General features: G+C 42.2%; 13 protein-coding genes and 1 rRNA gene. 6 read left to right on the top strand and 8 right to left on the bottom strand.

What is annotated here, in order from left to right:
* Positions 1-118 (bottom strand): 16S ribosomal RNA (locus EKG38_RS16735); the annotation flags it as partial.
* A gap of 860 nt (positions 119-978) precedes the next feature.
* Positions 979-1,530, bottom strand: a complete 552-nt coding sequence (gene gmhB / locus EKG38_RS16730) for a D-glycero-beta-D-manno-heptose 1,7-bisphosphate 7-phosphatase (protein WP_185826888.1) — start codon at positions 1,528-1,530, stop codon at positions 979-981.
* 285 nt (positions 1,531-1,815) lie between these two features.
* On the opposite strand from gmhB, the gene EKG38_RS16725 reads away from it, so the two are divergent.
* On the top strand, positions 1,816-3,132 hold the full coding sequence (locus EKG38_RS16725) for an aminopeptidase P N-terminal domain-containing protein (RefSeq protein ID WP_126521357.1): 1,317 nt from the start codon (positions 1,816-1,818) through the stop codon (positions 3,130-3,132).
* Here the strand turns inward: EKG38_RS16725 and EKG38_RS16720 are convergent.
* On the bottom strand, positions 3,116-4,501 hold the full coding sequence (locus tag EKG38_RS16720) for a sensor histidine kinase (RefSeq protein ID WP_126521356.1): 1,386 nt from the start codon (positions 4,499-4,501) through the stop codon (positions 3,116-3,118). The two genes, EKG38_RS16725 and EKG38_RS16720, sit on opposite strands and share 17 nt — an antisense overlap.
* A gap of 9 nt (positions 4,502-4,510) precedes the next feature.
* Positions 4,511-6,043, bottom strand: coding sequence for an HD domain-containing phosphohydrolase (locus EKG38_RS16715; RefSeq protein ID WP_126521355.1), 1,533 nt, complete (start codon positions 6,041-6,043; stop codon positions 4,511-4,513).
* A 346-nt stretch (positions 6,044-6,389) separates the two neighbouring features.
* On the opposite strand from EKG38_RS16715, the gene EKG38_RS16710 reads away from it, so the two are divergent.
* Positions 6,390-7,628 carry an APC family permease gene (locus EKG38_RS16710; RefSeq protein WP_126521354.1) on the top strand — a complete coding sequence of 413 codons (1,239 nt, stop codon included), beginning with the start codon at positions 6,390-6,392 and terminating at the stop codon, positions 7,626-7,628.
* A gap of 251 nt (positions 7,629-7,879) precedes the next feature.
* On the opposite strand, the gene EKG38_RS16705 is transcribed toward EKG38_RS16710, so the two are convergent.
* Both EKG38_RS16705 and EKG38_RS16700 read right to left on the bottom strand, forming a co-directional pair.
* Positions 7,880-8,239 carry a nuclear transport factor 2 family protein gene (locus EKG38_RS16705; RefSeq protein ID WP_126521353.1) on the bottom strand — a complete coding sequence of 120 codons (360 nt, stop codon included), beginning with the start codon at positions 8,237-8,239 and terminating at the stop codon, positions 7,880-7,882.
* A 274-nt stretch (positions 8,240-8,513) separates the two neighbouring features.
* Positions 8,514-10,295 (bottom strand): choline/carnitine O-acyltransferase, encoded by a 1,782-nt coding sequence (locus EKG38_RS16700; protein ID WP_246033197.1) that lies wholly within the window; start codon positions 10,293-10,295, stop codon positions 8,514-8,516.
* An 888-nt stretch (positions 10,296-11,183) separates the two neighbouring features.
* On the opposite strand from EKG38_RS16700, the gene EKG38_RS16695 reads away from it, so the two are divergent.
* On the top strand, positions 11,184-12,401 hold the full coding sequence (locus EKG38_RS16695; RefSeq protein WP_126521352.1) for a BCCT family transporter: 1,218 nt from the start codon (positions 11,184-11,186) through the stop codon (positions 12,399-12,401).
* Positions 12,402-12,642: 241 nt separating this feature from the next.
* Positions 12,643-13,125, top strand: a complete 483-nt coding sequence (locus EKG38_RS16690; protein WP_012142119.1) for a MarR family winged helix-turn-helix transcriptional regulator — start codon at positions 12,643-12,645, stop codon at positions 13,123-13,125.
* Positions 13,126-13,343: 218 nt separating this feature from the next.
* Here EKG38_RS16690 and EKG38_RS16685 read toward each other — a convergent pair whose 3' ends face one another.
* Positions 13,344-13,679, bottom strand: a complete 336-nt coding sequence (locus tag EKG38_RS16685; RefSeq protein WP_126521351.1) for a hypothetical protein — start codon at positions 13,677-13,679, stop codon at positions 13,344-13,346.
* Between the two features lie 547 nt (positions 13,680-14,226).
* Here EKG38_RS16685 and EKG38_RS16680 point away from each other — a divergent pair.
* Positions 14,227-15,774 (top strand): phospholipase D family protein, encoded by a 1,548-nt coding sequence (locus tag EKG38_RS16680; protein ID WP_185826887.1) that lies wholly within the window; start codon positions 14,227-14,229, stop codon positions 15,772-15,774.
* Between the two features lie 303 nt (positions 15,775-16,077).
* Complete coding sequence (locus EKG38_RS16675) at positions 16,078-17,418, top strand: HD domain-containing protein (RefSeq protein ID WP_126521349.1); 1,341 nt, start codon at positions 16,078-16,080, stop codon at positions 17,416-17,418.
* A gap of 154 nt (positions 17,419-17,572) precedes the next feature.
* Here EKG38_RS16675 and EKG38_RS16670 read toward each other — a convergent pair whose 3' ends face one another.
* Complete coding sequence (locus EKG38_RS16670; RefSeq protein ID WP_246033196.1) at positions 17,573-17,917, bottom strand: DUF5329 family protein; 345 nt, start codon at positions 17,915-17,917, stop codon at positions 17,573-17,575.
* Between the last annotated feature and the right edge of the window lie 133 nt (positions 17,918-18,050).

Raw genomic sequence — 18,050 nt, 5'->3', positions numbered from 1 at the left:
TTACTCACCCGTCCGCCGCTCGACGTCTGATAGCAAGCTATCTCCGTTTCCGCTCGACTTGCATGTGTTAGGCCTGCCGCCAGCGTTCAATCTGAGCCATGATCAAACTCTTCAATTAAAGTTTTTTTGGTTCCTAAGAACCAGCTCAATGAATTCTGATTTCGTTTAAAAGACTCGGAAGAATCTTAGAAACGTTTGTACATATTGCTATGAACACTCATCACTTACGTGATACAGAAAATATTGAGTAAAATTTTTGACTACTTCGTGAGAAGTAGTTTCGAATAACTCAACACCTGTGAGTGTCCACACAGATTACTTGATAAATTGTTAAAGAGCGTAGTATCAATTTTTCAGACACTGCCGTTAGACGCTTGGTCGTTGGCTTGAGGAGGCGTATTTTACATCCTCCAGTGTCGGCGTCAAGCGCTAATTTTAAGAAGTTTTTCAAGCGATGATTTCTTAATCACTAATGTGAAAAACAATCAAAACCCGAAGCCCTTAAAGCGCTTATCACCTGAGTCTAATCCCGAAGAAGTTAAACCCTCTAACACTGCTGCAAGTCCCGTGTTACCTAGCATTTGCTAAGAGCGATTGGCCTGCTGTGCCGTGTCAGTGGTTGCGCATTATAGGGAGTTTAGTTCTGAGCGCAAGCGCTTATTTCAACATTACTTTCGAATGGATAGTAAATAGGCACAATGGTCAGTTTTCAGATCATTAAAGCGCATTAAAACGGCATTCCTGATGAATTACTGATGATAGTGGCTGAAACGAAGTTGAAAAATATAGGTATTAACTTAATAGCAGCTCAGAGCAGGCAAGTTACGCTCTAAAGAGTTAACTCACCTATGGCTCAAGCGGGTATATAGAAAGGTTAGTTGCATAGCTTATATATAGTGGAGCTCTATCTGTTTAACTATTCGCTATCTCAAGAGCAGTCTGAAACTATCTATAAGCTACCTCTGAATATAAATCTAACTAGAGGCTTTTTAAATAGGTCGGAACATCGGCAATTGAATCGAGTACGACAGTGGACGCTGCAATGGCGTCATCGGTTACCGATTTTCCAGTGCGTACCAATATACGCGTCGGGATCCCAGCAGCCATGGCTGCCAACATGTCATCACGCTTGTCACCGACCATTACAGACTTGCTAAGATCAATTTTAAGAAACTCAGCAGCGGTCAACATCATTCCGGGTTTTGGTTTGCGACATTCACAATCTTGCTTGTATTCACCCAAACCTTTCTCGGCATGGTGAGGACAATAATAGATGCCATCGAGCTCAATACCCTTATCTACGAAGTTCCAATCCATCCACTCGGTCAAGCTATGAAATTGTTCTTCACTATAGAGACCACGAGCAATTCCGGACTGATTTGTTACTACAGCTAATTGGTATCCCATCTCTTTAAGGGAACGACAGGCATCAAATACACCTTCGACATATTCAAAGTCATCGACCAGATGAACATATCCATGATCGACATTGATAACACCATCTCTATCTAAAAAAACTGCAGGGCTCACGTGTTTAACTCCATAACCAGATATACAATTATTATCCCATCCATTTGAATAAATTGCACCGCGAAGTTACCTATTTTCATTATCTTCAATTGAAACGGATACAATATACAAATATAGTATGGGTAAAATAACGAAATTCACTCACTGACAGCTTTATCTTAACCCACTCCAGTAGCATTTCACTTGTTACAAGTACAGTGCGTTAAAGACCGAGCTGCAAAGCCTGTGCATATTAGCTTTACCTTTGAATGGCTAATATCGGTGATCATAGAAGAGCCTGTAATTATGACAAATATCTATCAGATAAGAAGAGAAGCTCTATTTAGACAACTACCGGAGAATAGCTTAATCATTCTTTCCGGCTACCAACAAAAAGTCAGAAGCAAAAATACTAAGTATCACTTCAGGCAAGACAACGACTTTCTTTACCTGACAGGCTTCGATGAGCCTGACGCTGTCGCCATACTCGTAGCCGATAAAAGTGCAGTATCGGGTTTTAGCTTTACCTTATTTTGCCGCCCTAAGGATCCGACCCAAGAGGTCAGCTTCGGTAAACGTGCCGGTATTGAAGGTGCCATTGCAAACTTCGGCGCCGATGACGCTTTCGATATCGCCGAGCTGAATAAAATTGTCTTATCAAAAATAGTCGACCATGAACATATCTATATCAGTGATGAGCTCAACCGTTTCTCTGCTCAGATAGTGGACTGGCTAAATCATCAAAGAGTGACGACCCCTTTTGATACGGTCAAACAGTACCGAAGCCTTACTCCGCTGGCGAAGTACTTACACCCCATGCGCGTTATTAAAAATGAGAAGGAAATTACACAGATAAAAGCCGCCGTTGCTGCATCGGTCGACGGCCATAAGGCGGTTATGCGCGCATGTAAGCCCGGTATAAATGAAGCACAGTTATCTGCTACGTTCGATTTTACCCTCTCTCAGTTCGGCTGCACCGATGTCGCTTATCCAAACATCGTCGCTTCGGGTAATAATGCCTGCTGTCTTCACTATGAGGAAAACTGCTGCACAGCAGAAGACGGACAGATATTGTTGATCGATGCCGGGGGTGAGTTAGACCATTACGCCTCCGATATTACCCGCAGCTACCCGGTGAACGGTAAATTTACCGACGCTCAGAAGACCATCTATCAACTCGTGTTGAGTGCACTCGACTCCGCCATCGCAAAAGTTCAGCCCGGTACCCCCTGGAATGAACTGTATGAAACCTGCGTTGAGGTGATGGCCAAAGGGCTGTTAGAGCTGGGATTCTTAAGTGGCAGTATCGAAGAGATAATGGAGAGCCAGAGTTATAAGCGTTTCACGGTACATAAGACCGGCCATTGGCTCGGCATGGACGTCCATGACGTCGGTCCTTATCACGACAGTGACGGTAATTGGCGCATGCTCGAACCCGGCATGGTGTTTACCATTGAACCCGGGATCTATATCCCGCTCGATGCCATCGACGTACCTTCGGCATACCGGGGTATGGGTATTCGTATCGAAGATGATATTTTAGTCACCGGATCCGGGCATGAAAATCTATCGGCTAATGCCCCCCGTACCATCGAAGAGATCCAAGCTATGATGATGAATTAGCCTCTCGCTCACCAAAGTTGGAGGCTTGCCTATTTGATGCCTCCACTAATTGTGAGTTATCCGCCTTGAATCGATAAACCAGATGCAGCCCTCTTTGACTCGGCTGAACCTTTATCGCACCGTATAGGCGTTGCACAATAAGGTTATATACAATCGACAGCCCCAATCCGGTCCCTCCCTTATCTCGAGCCGTCGTATAAAATGGTTCAAAAAGGTGTTCGACGCTGTTATCGGAAAGTCCAAAACCATTATCGATAAAATCGACCTCTATCTCATCTGCTGAGATCTGTTTTATCTCTATGGTGATTATATTGTCCTGCAGACCGTTAAAACCATGAAGTATGCTGTTATTGACAAGGTTAGTAATAATTTGTGCATGTAAACCCGGTAATGTCCTGATGAAAATATCCTCTGCACTCGAAAGGACGACTTTCACCTCTTTGGGACGGCATAATGGCTTCAGCGTTGTTAACATCTTTTGGTAATAGTCTTTAATATTGATTTTTTCTACTTCAAGATAGTGCTGTTCGGCAGCCATCCGTTTAAAAGATTCAATTAATTTTTTAGCCCTTATTAACGTATCCCCTTGTAACTGTAACGCTTGACCTGTTTTACTCAGATATTGATTCATATCATCGACTGATAATTGACCTTGAGTAATTTTTTTATCGAGACGGCTTAACTCAAGCTCCATCATGCTATGAGTGGTGATCGTTAATCCAAGCGGAGTATTAACTTCATGTGCGACACCGGCAATCAACTTACCTAATGCCGCCATTTTATCGGCTTCGACCAACTGATCCTGAGTCTGCTTCAGCTGAGTTATGACCTTCGACAAGTCTTCTGTACGCTGCTGAACTTTAAGATCTAAACTATCGTTAAGCCTTTGCAGTGACCTTTCATACTCGAGTCGTTCCATCTCCGCAGCAACACGGCCAGAGAAAATTTGAAACAGGGTGATTACCGACTCTTGTTTGATAATGGGGGCCTTGTATAAAGCGACAATGATCCCCATGACCTTCCCTTTGGAGTCATGCAGTGGCGTCCCTACATAGGCCTCTATCGCTAAGTCGATTAAAAACTGATCATCGGGATAAAGCGAGCACACTTTACTGGGGAAACAACAGACACTATTACTGGCAACATCGGCACATGGCGTATCAGTTAGCGAATAAATTAAATTATTAGCTAACTTGCCGTTTTCAACCAAGGTGATAGTTTTTGATTGGTGTTTATTCTCATCAATTTGCGCAATAAAAGTAAAATCTGCACCGATAACCTGATCGAGTTTTATTGTTAACCTTTCAAAAAAATCCAGGCCATAAGCGTTAGATACGCCTTCAATGATGTGCTTAACATGCTTTTCCATCAGTATTTCCTAATCCGGATAATCTTGTCTTATCTGCATCAAAACATCGAAATTCTCTATGGTCTTATCGACCAAGAAGGGGTCAAATTTTTTGCCTCTCTGCTCCTCGATATAAACCAGAATCTGCTCATTCGACCAGGCATCCTTATAACTCCGGTTAGAACCCAATGCATCTATCACATCGATAATCGCCATAATACGTGCTTCAATCGGAATATTAGTGTTGCTCAAGCCTTCAGGATAACCACTACCATCCCAATTTTCATGGTGGTAGCGGGCCAATCGAGAACCCAATCTGGCAACCGGTAGATTTGACTTCTCCAACAGCGTACCGCCAACGGCAGCATGGCTCTTCATCAACTCCCACTCACCTGGATTCAAGGTTCCCTGCTTATGTAAAATATTATCGGGAATGGCAACTTTGCCAATATCGTGCAGTGGTGCAGCCACTTTAAGCGCTTGAACAAATGAATGAGATAAACCCAGAGAAATGGCAAGCAGTTCACACATCAAAGATACACGTTTGACGTGTAAACCCGTTTCTTTACTACGGGCTTCAATAGCATCACCAACGATATAGAGCAGTTCGCGCTGGCTCTTATGAGTTTGTTGCTGCTGGACCAAGCTTTCCAGAGTCAGCGCAATATTGGTGGCATACATCTCCATCAAGCTCCTTTTAAAGTGTGTCGGAGCATAATCAAACTCGATATAAAGCACGCTCGATGCCTCTGCTGACGCCTGATAGAAACCAATAAAATGTTCCTGATTAAACTTGTTCTCTTTATTTGCAAATGCTTGCTGGATCTTATCGTTTACATTAGCGGGGATGCTATCTAAGCTTTGGGGCGTTTCACCAAATCGGCCGGTGCACGCCAAATATGTCTCTTGGCAATCGTCATAAAAATCGGTTTCCTGCCTGACGATGTAAACTGCTGAACTCTCTAATTTCATTAAGGTTAATAAATTATTAAGAGCCGCAGTGGCAAAATCTGCTAAATGGGTGACTTTTAGGACATTAGTAGATGATGTGATCAAACGCTGAAAGGCATTTTGGCTTTTTAAGATAGTCTTAATATCACGATAGCCGCGAATACCCGCATAGACCGAAGTGATCATCTTAGTTGCCGTAAATTCTGTCTTGGCTTTGTAGTCATTGATATCGTACTGGCTGATCACCTGCTCTTCGGGCGCTAATCCCGCTTGGCCGGTGCGTAAAATAATCCGGATACTGATGTTTTTTAACACCTCTCTTATCCAGGTTACTAATTGTAAACCAGCGTCATCACTTTCCATCACGACATCGACAAAGGTCATCGCGAATGGGATCTCAGACTCGAGTAAAGACTTAGCTTGTGCCGCGGAATAGGCACTGTGAAGTTGAATTTTCCGGCCTAATACCTCTAGATCAGCCAATATCAGGTGAGTCACATCATGGACAGCTTGATCATCATCGACGACGAGAATATGCCAAAACCGTTTTACAGGCTGGTCATTAACAGCATCAGAAACTTGAGAAACTGGCTGAAAAACAAATTTATTCATAGATATCCATATCGACAATAATGTATAGCAGAATAAACATATTTATTGATGTAAGCAAGCTTAAGGCAAGATTCAATAAACAGAGCTAGCTCATTGAATTTAATTGAGATAATAAAAATCTAATTAATGATTTTTGAATTTTTCATGTAGCAGTTTAGTCACCTGAATTTTGGTCTTTATAAGAAAGAAACAGCCAAAATTAAGGTATTAACATGAGTTTTACCTATGGCACATATCCCTACTCCCCCATAAACCCACGTGGCTATATCTACATTTACGTTTAATTGCAGACAGAGCCCATGTACTACACTAAAAGGAGAACATTTAAAGACAGATACCCGTTCTGATGAAACATACCGAGACCGGCCCTAAAGAGTTCCCCCTGGCCAGACGTATCGGCCTACCTTTACTGACATTTTATGGTCTGGGGACCATGCTTGGTGCAGGCATCTACGTTCTGGTGGGAAAAGTGGCTGCCAGCGCAGGCATGCTCACCCCTCTTGCTTTTATGGTCGCAGCAATCATCGCTTATTTTACCGCCCTGAGTTACTGTCAATTGGTTGCTCGCTACCCCTTAAGCGCCGGCGAGGCCTGTTATGTGGAACATGGGTTTAACAGCAAAAGATATGGCATTATCGTCGGCTATCTGGTCATTTTTACAGGAATCATCTCTTCCGCCACCTTGATCAATGGTTTCGTGGGTTACTTGACCCATTTTATCGACCTACCCGACTACGTGACTATAACCCTCATGCTCATATTATTGGGTCTTATCGCGGCATGGGGAATCGCTGAATCCCTGTGGCTGGCAGCCGTATTCACCGTAATCGAAGTGTTTGGCTTATTGTTAGTCATTGTCGTAGCCGGAGGTGCTTTACCAGACTCAATCCCCTGGCAACAGGCCTTTATTCCCGACAATACTCTCATCTGGGGAGGCGTATTAAGCGGCGCATTTTTGGCTTTTTATGCCTTTATCGGCTTCGAAGATATGGTGAATATTGCTGAAGAGGTTAAGGATCCCAGACAAACCATGCCCAGAGGAATAATATTGGCCCTCATCATCGCAAGCTTGCTTTATCTCATGGTGGCATTTGTCGCAGTTTTCTCACTCCCCCAGAGTGAACTTGCCGCCTCAGCTGCGCCGCTCAAAGATATACTCGAACCCCACCACCCTATGGCTGGTACCTTGATAAGCTTAATTAGCCTGTTCGCCATCCTCAACGGACTATTGGCTCAACTCATAATGGCCTCCAGAGTGCTGTACGGCATGGCATTTCAGGGGCGAGCTCCCGCTTTTCTCGCAGCGGTCGGTAAGAGGACACAGACGCCAATCATTGCAACGATAATCATCACCGCAGTGGTGTTGATTTTTGCCCTTTGGCTGCCTCTGGTCACGCTGGCCAAAACCACCAGCTTTATCATTTTGATCATTTTCGCCCTGATTAACCTTTCTCTATGGCGAATTCAGCGAAAAGAGCCTGAAGATAAGGCTCACAAGAAAGGTGGCTGGCCCCTCATCGGTACCCTACTCTGTCTGTTCTTGATAGGCGTACAGAGTTATAATCTTCTTTTTAGTGCAGGCTGAGCAACCACGGATAGAGGCTTAGTTTCTTCGCGCCCCATATGTTCAAAATTGTGCTCCCTAACACCGGAAACAAGCGCATCGAAGACAGTCATATCTTCTTCATTGATAACTTCAACTTTTACCCAAACTCCTCCAATGAGTATATAGCGCCCCAATAAACGGCTAAGTAATGTTTACAAAAATGGTGAAACCAAGCGGAACCGAGCAAGCTTTAGGTGTCCGCTATTTAATTGCTTTGTTTCATGACCCACTCAAAATGCACTTTTCCATTGCTCAGTATCGACGAACCACCGTTCCTCGTAGATTTTGTCACCTTCGAACTTGAACAAGACTGACAGTTGAGAGCCTGCAACCTTATCGGATTTCCACTCAACAATAGAGACGACTTCACCTTCTCCTTCAATCTGACGAAGCCCAGTGATTTCGAAACCTGGCGGAAGGATCTCCCCAAGGCCATCCAACGCAGAGCGAAATGCTTGCCGCCCCTCAAGGACATCGGCTTGACCCGGCATGATGAATGCCATCTCTTCCAGATAATCAGCCACTAAGGTATCGAAATCTCCGGCACCAACGGCTTCCCAACCACCTTGTACTATATTCGCTAAACTCATGACTTGTACCTCCTATATGATTTAGTAGGATCTAATTATAGGAGATATTAACTACTCTTTTGGTGGCACTGAAACATAAGGCTCATAGTTTATGAGCCGAAGACTTCATGTAACTGCTAGTTCTTTACTTAGGAGAGAGGAGGAGTTCGCTATTCGAACTCCAATCCAAGTGCCAGTTAATAATACCTAGGCTATTTACACTCGCACGCCAATCGAAACTGGAACCTCTGAAACAGGAATGTCTAATACTTGATGTTCCGTCTGCTATCAGCTATCAGCTTCGCATCAATTCAGCCATTTCAAGCAACGACTGCTCGATATAGAGTTGCATCTGCTCGAGTTTGTCCTGCATTGCGCTTCGACTCGTCATATTAAAACAGATGGAGTCATTGCGCTTAAAGTAGCGGATCCCGTAGCCGTCATCAACAATCGGCCCGTAACCCGCCAGCTCAACACCGTAGTCTGACGTGGTGCTGGTACAAACCACGCTGTGATTGAGTGTCTGGTATCCTTTATCAGTAAATATTTCTGGCAGCGTATCAATTCCGATGTTACGGCCAGCCTCTTTATAGCGATACTTTAACGCCAAAAAATGGGAGTAAACCCCTTGACCCAATCTGCACTCGTTTGCCCTTTCGATGTGCTTTCTGGCTGCTTTAATGAGTGAATCGATTTTAGTCTGCCTACTGCAGCCAGCGTCGAGTATATTGTGAATAAATGCCGTCGACTCGGGCGAAACGGTATACAAGACATCGATGCGTCCGTCGAGAAATGTTCTGGTCATCACGGCTTCATAGGCACTGTAGCACTTTCCATAAAGCTTATATTCAGCCAGCTGTAGTGCCAGCTGAACGAACGCATCGGGACTCACACCAAACTGCTTTATCTGATTTTTACCAAACTGAGTAAAATTTAAAACCCGGGTCTGGGTATTTGCCGTGTGTTGACTAAACGAATCTGCGGCGGTACGAATTGTCTGTTTCAGCGCATCATCTAAATCAAACTCAATTTCTTCGACGCTTGGGGAAACGGCCTGCATTGTCTGTGCAGAAACGATCCTTTCATCGAAAGAAACCTTATCAATCGTGTCATAGATATGTGCAATCAGGCGCAGCATCACAGAGCCGTCCACCCCGGTATGCTCGAAATTCACTCCGGTCTTACCGTTTTCGAAGATGATAAACTGCAGCGACTTATCGAAGAAGCGATCCCTGCCACCTCCATGAAGTAACTGTTTTGATACTTGGGTTATCTCTTCCGGGTCGCTTTCATCCAGGCATAAGACAAAAGCTGCTTCTTCGACAGCAGTCATCGCTTTTTTATTATTTGTCGAGATCTGCAGCAGATCTGCCCGGCTTGCTGCCCAGACATCTCGCTGCATTGTGGTTAGCAGACCTAAGTTTTGCCCTTTCCCCGGGATAGAGATAATGCATTCAAGATCGAATTCAATCGCCGCCGGAGTTCTGATACTCCCTGCTGTATCCAGAGTATCGATCTTATACATCCGCTGATTATGCATTACCACAATATGCTTTCTGGATGATGAAACCTTGAATTCATCTGTTCCCGGCTGCGCAATTCTGATTGAGGAAAAAAGATTGTTGTACTGATTCATGCAAAGCGGCAACTCTTTCTGCATGTCAACCGTAAGCTCTTCATTATCAACCAAAGCGATAAAGTTATAAACGCTGACAATAAGCGCGGCGGCAATATTTGCCTGTGAGCTGGCCTTCTCATCAAGCTTACTTTTCAGGTAATAAAATACATTGCTGTTAATCACCAGAGAATCTCGTGACTCCAGATAAAGATTACGCCAGACGGGCGCGGACCAGTTGGATTGAGCATGTTGATGACTCCATTCAATCAGTTCACTCTGCAGTTTTTCGCCCTCTCCGCCCGACTGCAGAAACAGCTCAATCACCTCTCTGGTCCTAATTGACTCTTCTTGCGTTAATAACGGTTCGGCCCATTCTATGAGTTTACGGCAGGTTATCTTTAAGTCCGGCACCGGCATTAGCGGTAACTCTTTTTGACTGCTAAATGTGTTTCCAATCAAGCTTACAACTCCTTGGTACAAAATAAATATTTTCTTGCAAACTCTCACAAATGAACGCTGACAAATGAACACTGATTGATGAACCCAGGCAAAATCACGCCTAATTTATGTTTGAGTGATATGCCGGGTTATTGGAAGTCATTCATTGAGCCTAGTTGATTACCCGGGGCTCAATGAATGTAGCTGCGGCTACTGGCAGCAAAGACGGTGAGTGTTCCTCTCTTTCCTTCCTCATGTTAATCAGCGCAGCCTGAGTGGTTTGCCTGGAATAAAGCCTACTGTCGAAATCGAATGTTTATCTACCACTTAACAAATAATTACAGCTAAAATAATTTTAGCTGTAATTACCGAGATATTTTCATACCTACAAAAACAACCTAAACCCCGTTTAAACCCTGTAAACCAGCGCGTTTCGAGCAGTATATTACGCTTTATCTGCTCCATTTCCACTTTAGTTGATTATTCCTCAACACTGATCACGTTCGAGCCTACACTTGATAGTTAGAGCACTAATCATTAGAATCGTTATTAATTGATTATTCAATTAATAACGCATTCAAGAATAAAATGAAGCTATTTATGCCGAGAACACCGATGAAATGCGTCCGACATCAGCAGCTTATTGATGAATAAAAACAGGCATTACTGATAAGGACGTCAGACGAAGTACAGTCCCCTACAACAAGTTCAGGGTACGCGGCCAGCCTAAGCGAAATGCGCGAAATGGCCTACTTAGCCAGGTTCAATCTTTCAGGGCTTAAGTATCGTTATCACGATACTTAAGGGTTGAGGGAATAAACCACCTTTAAAATTGCACTTAGCAATTTTAAACCAACAAAACAAGAAGTTAACTATGCTTTCCAACAATATCTATCCAGGGGTCAAATAATGACTACTTGGTTATCAATCGGCATTTTATTTACCTTTGCCGCAATTGCGTTTGTTATTTACCGTTGGGGAAATATCAAGTGCATTGGTGTCACCCCTGTACGTAAATTTACCTTCATCGCCATTCTCTTTACCTCTGGTTTAGATGTTGGATTAATCATGTTCCCGCTAACCGAATTTGCAGGTTATGCTGATTTGGCCACCAGCCCCGAATATGGTTTTAGTAACCCCTTAGCCATTGAGTTTGGTTTTTGGGCTTTCTTCATCTGGGCATTCTACTTTTTAACCTGTTTCTATTTTTGTGTTATTGAACCAAGAGTTAAGTTTTTCGAAATCCCTTTAATCAAGTTTATTAATAACTTAGTCATTATCGGTACCTGTGCCTTTACTGCCTACTTGTTACTCACTAACCTGCCCTGGTATTTACCTGACTTAGGTGACGGGGAAACCATTGTCGGCAGTTTTTACTTAATTGTATTTCTGGTTATTGCCGCAGCCGTGTATTCGAGTACAAATATTCGTTACGTCAGAATTTTAAGCCTGGGAAGCAGCTGGTTATTCTTAGGCTTAATCGCAATAATGTGGGCAGGTGCATTTTTATCTGATAACTCGAGTGTTGGTGAATTCTTCACTACGTTCGCTTTATTAGGCGACTACTTCACCAATCTGCATAACTTTATATTACCGATTAATGATTACCATGAGTTTTACCTATTCTGGTGGTTTGCCTGGAGCATCATGATTGGTCAATTTACCGCTCGTTTTGTTGGCGGAATGAGAACCTATCAGGTCTTAATCGCGATGATGGTATTCCCCTCCATACCGATCGCAATCTGGTTTACCGTACTCTATTACTACAGCGCGAACGCCATTCCGACAGCTGGTTTCTATAATCTGGCAATGGTGATTGTTGGTGTCACATTTGTCATCAACTCACTCGATTCTTTAGTTCGCCTGTATACCGACAACTTAAACCTGACCGTGCAGCGTTTCGGTAAAGTGCGTTATATCATCGGCAATATCGCTCTACTGAGCGGACTAACACTGCTGTTCAAATTAGATTTCCTACAAATTCAGTGGGTTGGAGCATTAGCCATAGGATTAATTTTAGGATGCTTTGGTTATATCCTATTGAGTCATTTTCAAAAGGTCGTTGAGATTGAGCGCTCACCAAAAGCGAACAAAATTGACTTTACTAAGATTGAACTTGCAAACTGACAAAGCTTATAGCCGTTGGGGTGTTGTTTTTAAACTGCCGGGATAAATTAGACTTTAACCCGGCATTTAAAGATAGAGGTAAGAGCAGTACTTTCTGCTTCACAAGCCTCTAGTTTATAAGCAAATTTTGTACATAGACTGAAAAATCAGAATAATGTCTGGCATTATTCTGTTTTTTTTAATTTTGCGCATGAGTCTTATGATAATTTCTGTTATTGTACGCAAAAATTCAGGGGGGATTATGGAAAAGTACGACCAACTATTAATTTCATTGCGCCGTGTGATCCGAGCTATCAGCATACACTCTCGGCAGTTAAATAAAGAATCTGGATTAACCGGTCCGCAATTAATGGTAATGCGCAAAATTGGTGAGCTTGACGCACCGCTTGCAAAACAGGTTGCTAAAGAGATCACCTTAAGCCCGGCAACCGTTACGACGATTCTAGATAGACTCGAAAGCCGTCATTTAGTCATCAGAACACGCAGTGAAACTGATAAACGTAAAGTGCATTTATCGTTAAGTGAAGCTGGCCAGACGTTATTAGTCGACTCACCAAGACCACTTCAAGAGCATTTTATTAAGCGCTATCAAAATCTTGAAGAGTGGGAGCAAAGCCAGTTGCTCTCAGCCGTAGAACGTATTGCTTCAATGATGGATGCAGACGAACTCGATGCTGCACCGGTATTATTGGTAGGACAAATTCAAGCCGATGAGACCTTGTAATAGATATTACAAAGACCGTCTACTTATGCAGCGGGTAATACACCCGCTTCAGTGATTAACAGCTTCCTCTTTAAGTTCTATTGTCAACTTATAAACATATCTCCTATGCAAAAGGTGGACAGAACCCTAGGCACCTAGCACCTAGCACCTAGCACCTAATTATTCTACGTGCATAGGGTCCCAGTTATAAAAGTTAAACACTTAACCAGTCCCGGTTATCACTTACCAAAATTACTTTCTTCGGCAAATTTCATTGCCCCTGCGCACAATTTGATTTTTTGCTCTTTATTTGAGGAGTCGAACTGTTTAATGAAGCGGTCTAACTCGGCACTGGTTTCTGCCGTCATCATCATTTTATCAATACCAGCGTCTCTATGTTCCGTTGCTGCTTGGCCAACAACAGAGCCTTCGACTAGCATATTCGTTTCGCTGTAAAAAGTGCTGCACATCATTAAGCTGGCCATACCAATCGCCACCTCTGATTCAAGATACTTTGCTGTCGCCGAACCGATAAATAGACAGCTGATAACACCGGCAAGTACTGCTTTTTTCATTAACTTTATTCCTTCCTATATGGGATTATTTGACCTGTTTTTTCCAGCGTTGTTTGCTAGAAGTTGCTTGCTTGAAATAGCCGCTGATGATGTTAGCACGGCCATATTTTTGGCGTATGTTACCTTGCGCAGACAGGGGGTAGGCGAATGATTTTTTCACAACAATTTAGATCTAAAAACTCCTGGCACTCCCCTTTTGACAAAGATTCAACCTTTTTGAGATAGAAGAACGGGGGTCAGCAAGTGCTCACAACCACAGAACTGGGTCAATGATTTCATGACATCCCTGCCTCTCGCTCAAAGCGGTCATTCGACCTTCGCCGTGCCTCCAGAAACATCTAAAATCGAACATTTCAAGTGTAGACATCAATGAAAAAGCTAGCCAAGTAATAAGAGTGATCTATTAGAGTGGAGGGATCTCAAACAAACTATTATGGGAGCTTAGTTATTTATCTCTTAGTCATTCATTAGTTTTGTCTTTGAACCTTGCTTTTGTCACTATTTGTAGCTTAAATAATATTTAACAATAATTTGTAAGGAAATGATTGTGCTTAAAAATATCATCCTCCTGTTACCCATTATCTTTTTATTTTCCTGTGCTAGTCTGCCGGACAATACCAGCAGTAAAAGTTACGCGATGAGTAAATCTCAAGAAAGTCAATTAACAATGGAACTTGATGAGGAACGTAGGCTGCTCGGCTTAAACAATGATGATGCGTTAATGATGCTGCTTGAAGATGGTGTTGATGCTTTTGTAGCTCGAGTTTCCCTGATTAATGCGGCGCAAAAGAGCGTCGATCTGCAATATTATCAATATCATTCTGACTTAAGTGGAAGACTATTAACGGCAGCCTTATGGCAGGCTGCTGAGCGAGGGGTGCGCATACGTTTACTTGTAGATGATATGGATTTAGCCGGCAAGGATATTGATATAGCTAAAGTAAATTCTCACCCAAATTTCGAAGTGCGCATTTTCAATCCGTTTCTACGTGACAAAAAGCGCACTCGGCAATTAATTACAGGCTTTGGTGCAGTAACACGTCGAATGCACAACAAAACATTCACGGTAGACAGCAGCATATCCATTTTGGGCGGGCGTAATGTAGGTGACCAATATTATGGCGCGCACTCAGATGTAGCTTTTGGAGATTTAGACATTGCTTTTACAGGCGGCGTTGTACAAGAGGTTCAAACTTCTTTTGACTTATATTGGAACAGTGAAATCACCTACGGCATCAATTTATTAAATGATTACCAACCATCAAAAAATGACGTGCATGAAGTCAGTCAAATTTTAGAGTCCTTTATAGAGGAGCAGAAAAACTCTCAATATGCACGCGCACTACGTAAAAACGACTTATTAAGTTTAGTAAAAAAAAATAAAGTAAATGAATATATAGGTAATGCAGAAGTCTTATATGATGATCCATTAAAAATTGTCTCTTCACGTGACAAAACTGAATACCACTTAACTCCCAAATTACGCCCTTACGTGGAAAATGCAAAAGATGAAATCGTAATCGTTTCACCTTACTTCGTGCCTGGGGATGAAGGTGTTGCACTATTTTGCGATCTGGTAAAAAAAGGCGTAAAAGTTAGAGTTTTAACCAACTCGATGAAATCTAATGATGTCACCATAGTACACTCTGGATATTCAAAGTATCGACAAGAATTATTATCGCTTGGTGTGGAATTATATGAAGTAGACAGTGCCCGTATAGGTATATTAAAAAAATATACAGATGAAGCAGATTCTTCAACCGCATCGAAACTCACCTTACATGCAAAGTATTTTGTCATTGACCGCAAAATTACTTTTATTGGGTCAATGAATCTCGACCCTCGTTCACGCAGTGAAAACACAGAAATTGGTGTAATTGCAGAGTCCAAAAAATTAGGTGCTTTTATTGTTGAAGATTTTGACAGTATCGTTAAAGATGGTGCTTTTACACTATCACTTAAAGAAGGTGAGATTATCTGGACTCAAAAGGTTGGAGACGAAATAAAGACCTATGACAATGATCCTTACAGCAGTTGGTGGGATCGCTTCAAAAACGGTTTATTGCAATGGTTACCTGTCGAGTCACAACTTTAAGGTATTAACCGTCATGAAGGTAGCATTCTGTCGAGAGGCATGGCGAATGAGGTATCTGAACTTGTTTCTGCCTCGAACTCTTACCAAAGCTCCATAAGCTTTTCATCTTGATTTTCAAGTAGAAGAGCAACTATACGCCTTGCAACCTTTGGATTTTGTTATTCTTAAGCATGTTTTCCGGGTGAAATCACGCGAGCTGTTTTCTATTCATTCCCGAAATATAAAGACGACATTGGTAATGCAAAGAAGAGAAATACCCCCTAAAATCTACTTATAATGAATTTTATTTGATTAGGTAGAATAATGAAACTGCTAGTCAAGTCAGCGCAACACTTTGCAACCCAAGCTCACACCCAAATAAACCACTTAAGGAAGTATACAAAACAGCCTTATCAAATGCATTTGAAGAGGGTGGCACAAACCGTATCTGAAATAACAGATGACCCAGAGATCATTGCAGCAGCCTGGTTGCATGATACCGTTGAAGACACCCCAGCAACATTTGAAGATATTGAATTAAATTTTGGTTCTCGGGTTGTACAGTTTGTTTTTGATCTGACTGATGTGAGTCGCCCAAGTGATGGCAGTCGTGCCCTACGTAAAGCAATAGACCGCGAACACCTTAGCCAAGCATCCCCTGCAGCCAAAACTATAAAACTTGCAGATTTAATAGATAATTGCGCCGACATTTGTAAACATGATGAACGATTTGGACGAGTGTTTGTTGTTGAAATGCAGCAATTATTGCCTCATTTAGTTGACGGGGATGAACGTCTTTATCGACGGGCAGAGCGCCTTTGCAGTAAGTGGGCTGAAAAATGGTCCATACCACCTTCTTCCGGGGCTGCATGGGTAGAGCCCCCTGCTCTCCATGCGACGAGAGATCTATTTTCAAATCGTAAATTACAACGGCTGTTTGGTGAAATGTTTAGCGCACGGGATGTTGCTGAATCTCTCCCTTCTTATGACTGGGATATTTCCGAAAATGAATTGTTGCATCTCCTGAACAACAGCGATATTTCTGTAATAGGTTTAAGGAAGTCAGGGTTTGTTTATGGTTATGTTTTGTTGGATGAAACAAACAAAAAGCCAGCATGTCTTAAACGACGTTTTATGGATGCCCAATTAGTTGATATAGATACCCCTTTATTAAATGTTATTGCCACTCTTGTGCATCATCAGTTTTGTTTTGTTAGCAGTATGGGACAGGTGGCAGGTGTTATTTCCAGAAATGATATTCAAAAACCTGCCGTCCGTATGTGGCTCTTTGGTTTAATCACCTTAACCGAACAATATATGGCCGAGCAGATTAAGCTTATTTGGCCTAATGATAAGTGGTTTAAGTTTACAAGCTCAGCTAGGCTAGCGAAAGCCAAAGAACTTAAAGAAGAGCGAGAACGTAGAGGGCAGAAGTGTGACTTGCTTGATTGTGTCCAGTTATCAGATAAAGCCCTCATTCTTATTGAAGACCCAGATTATATGGAACTATTTGGTTTTAGTTCAAGGCGAGAAGCCAAAACCGCAATTAAAGAAGTCGAATCTCTGCGCAATAATTTAGCTCACGGACAAGATATTATTTCATATGATTGGCCACAAATTATTAGAATGACATCAAGAGTAAATGAAACACTATCTAATCGTTAAGTTAAATATAGTGAATAACAGGGCTGCACAACAGTGACATCATCGATGGCGTCAATTTTCAAAGTGATTACCAACTGTAAAAATGACTTAAAGGAAGTCATACAAAAAACCATCCCTCATTGTACAACCTGTAAATTAAAATAGTTTCCAAGCACTACTTCTGTGCTCCCCTATAAGCCTCCAACTCTGTTAAAAGCCAATCCCGACTTTTTATTGAAGGTTTTTTGCTACAGTGAATTTTATAAAACTTACCAGACATCTTACTTTTTGTCGCTGAATACTTTATAAAGTCTTCAGCTGACTTAATATCATCGAAAAAATACTCATACTTTTTATTTATATGTTCAGCCGCTTCAGCCCCATTGTGCATAGTACCATTTCTCTCATATTTGCAGTCCGTCGCAGCCACAAAATTCATAAGGTGGTCAATTTCATCTTGAGTTGAGGCAAACAGATTTAAAGAAAATATAGATAACATAATTAATAATACTTTGTTCACCTTCAGCTCTCCATCTCGGTTATGTAAACCCGTAAAGTAATCGCATTATATTATAGTACTTTAACGGGCTGTAAATCGTATTATAGTTTGAATTAAGGCAAACAGTTTGGCGTTGTTGATCAAATACTCTTTT

This window comes from Shewanella canadensis, from assembly GCF_003966225.1.
GTDB classification, from domain to species: Bacteria; Pseudomonadota; Gammaproteobacteria; order Enterobacterales; family Shewanellaceae; genus Shewanella; species Shewanella canadensis.
This window is presented reverse-complemented; position numbering and strand designations above follow the sequence as displayed.

Bases quoted from the DNA above. Each gene is read 5' to 3' on its own strand.
- EKG38_RS16725 (WP_126521357.1), top strand. From the start codon at position 1,816: ATGACAAATATCTATCAGATAAGAAGAGAAGCTCTATTTAGACAACTA.
- EKG38_RS16720 (WP_126521356.1), bottom strand. From the start codon at position 4,501: ATGGAAAAGCATGTTAAGCACATCATTGAAGGCGTATCTAACGCTTAT.
- EKG38_RS16715 (WP_126521355.1), bottom strand. From the start codon at position 6,043: ATGAATAAATTTGTTTTTCAGCCAGTTTCTCAAGTTTCTGATGCTGTT.
- EKG38_RS16710 (WP_126521354.1), top strand. From the start codon at position 6,390: ATGAAACATACCGAGACCGGCCCTAAAGAGTTCCCCCTGGCCAGACGT.
- EKG38_RS16705 (WP_126521353.1), bottom strand. From the start codon at position 8,239: ATGAGTTTAGCGAATATAGTACAAGGTGGTTGGGAAGCCGTTGGTGCC.
- EKG38_RS16695 (WP_126521352.1), top strand. From the start codon at position 11,184: ATGACTACTTGGTTATCAATCGGCATTTTATTTACCTTTGCCGCAATT.
- EKG38_RS16690 (WP_012142119.1), top strand. From the start codon at position 12,643: ATGGAAAAGTACGACCAACTATTAATTTCATTGCGCCGTGTGATCCGA.
- EKG38_RS16685 (WP_126521351.1), bottom strand. From the start codon at position 13,679: ATGAAAAAAGCAGTACTTGCCGGTGTTATCAGCTGTCTATTTATCGGT.
- EKG38_RS16675 (WP_126521349.1), top strand. From the start codon at position 16,078: ATGAAACTGCTAGTCAAGTCAGCGCAACACTTTGCAACCCAAGCTCAC.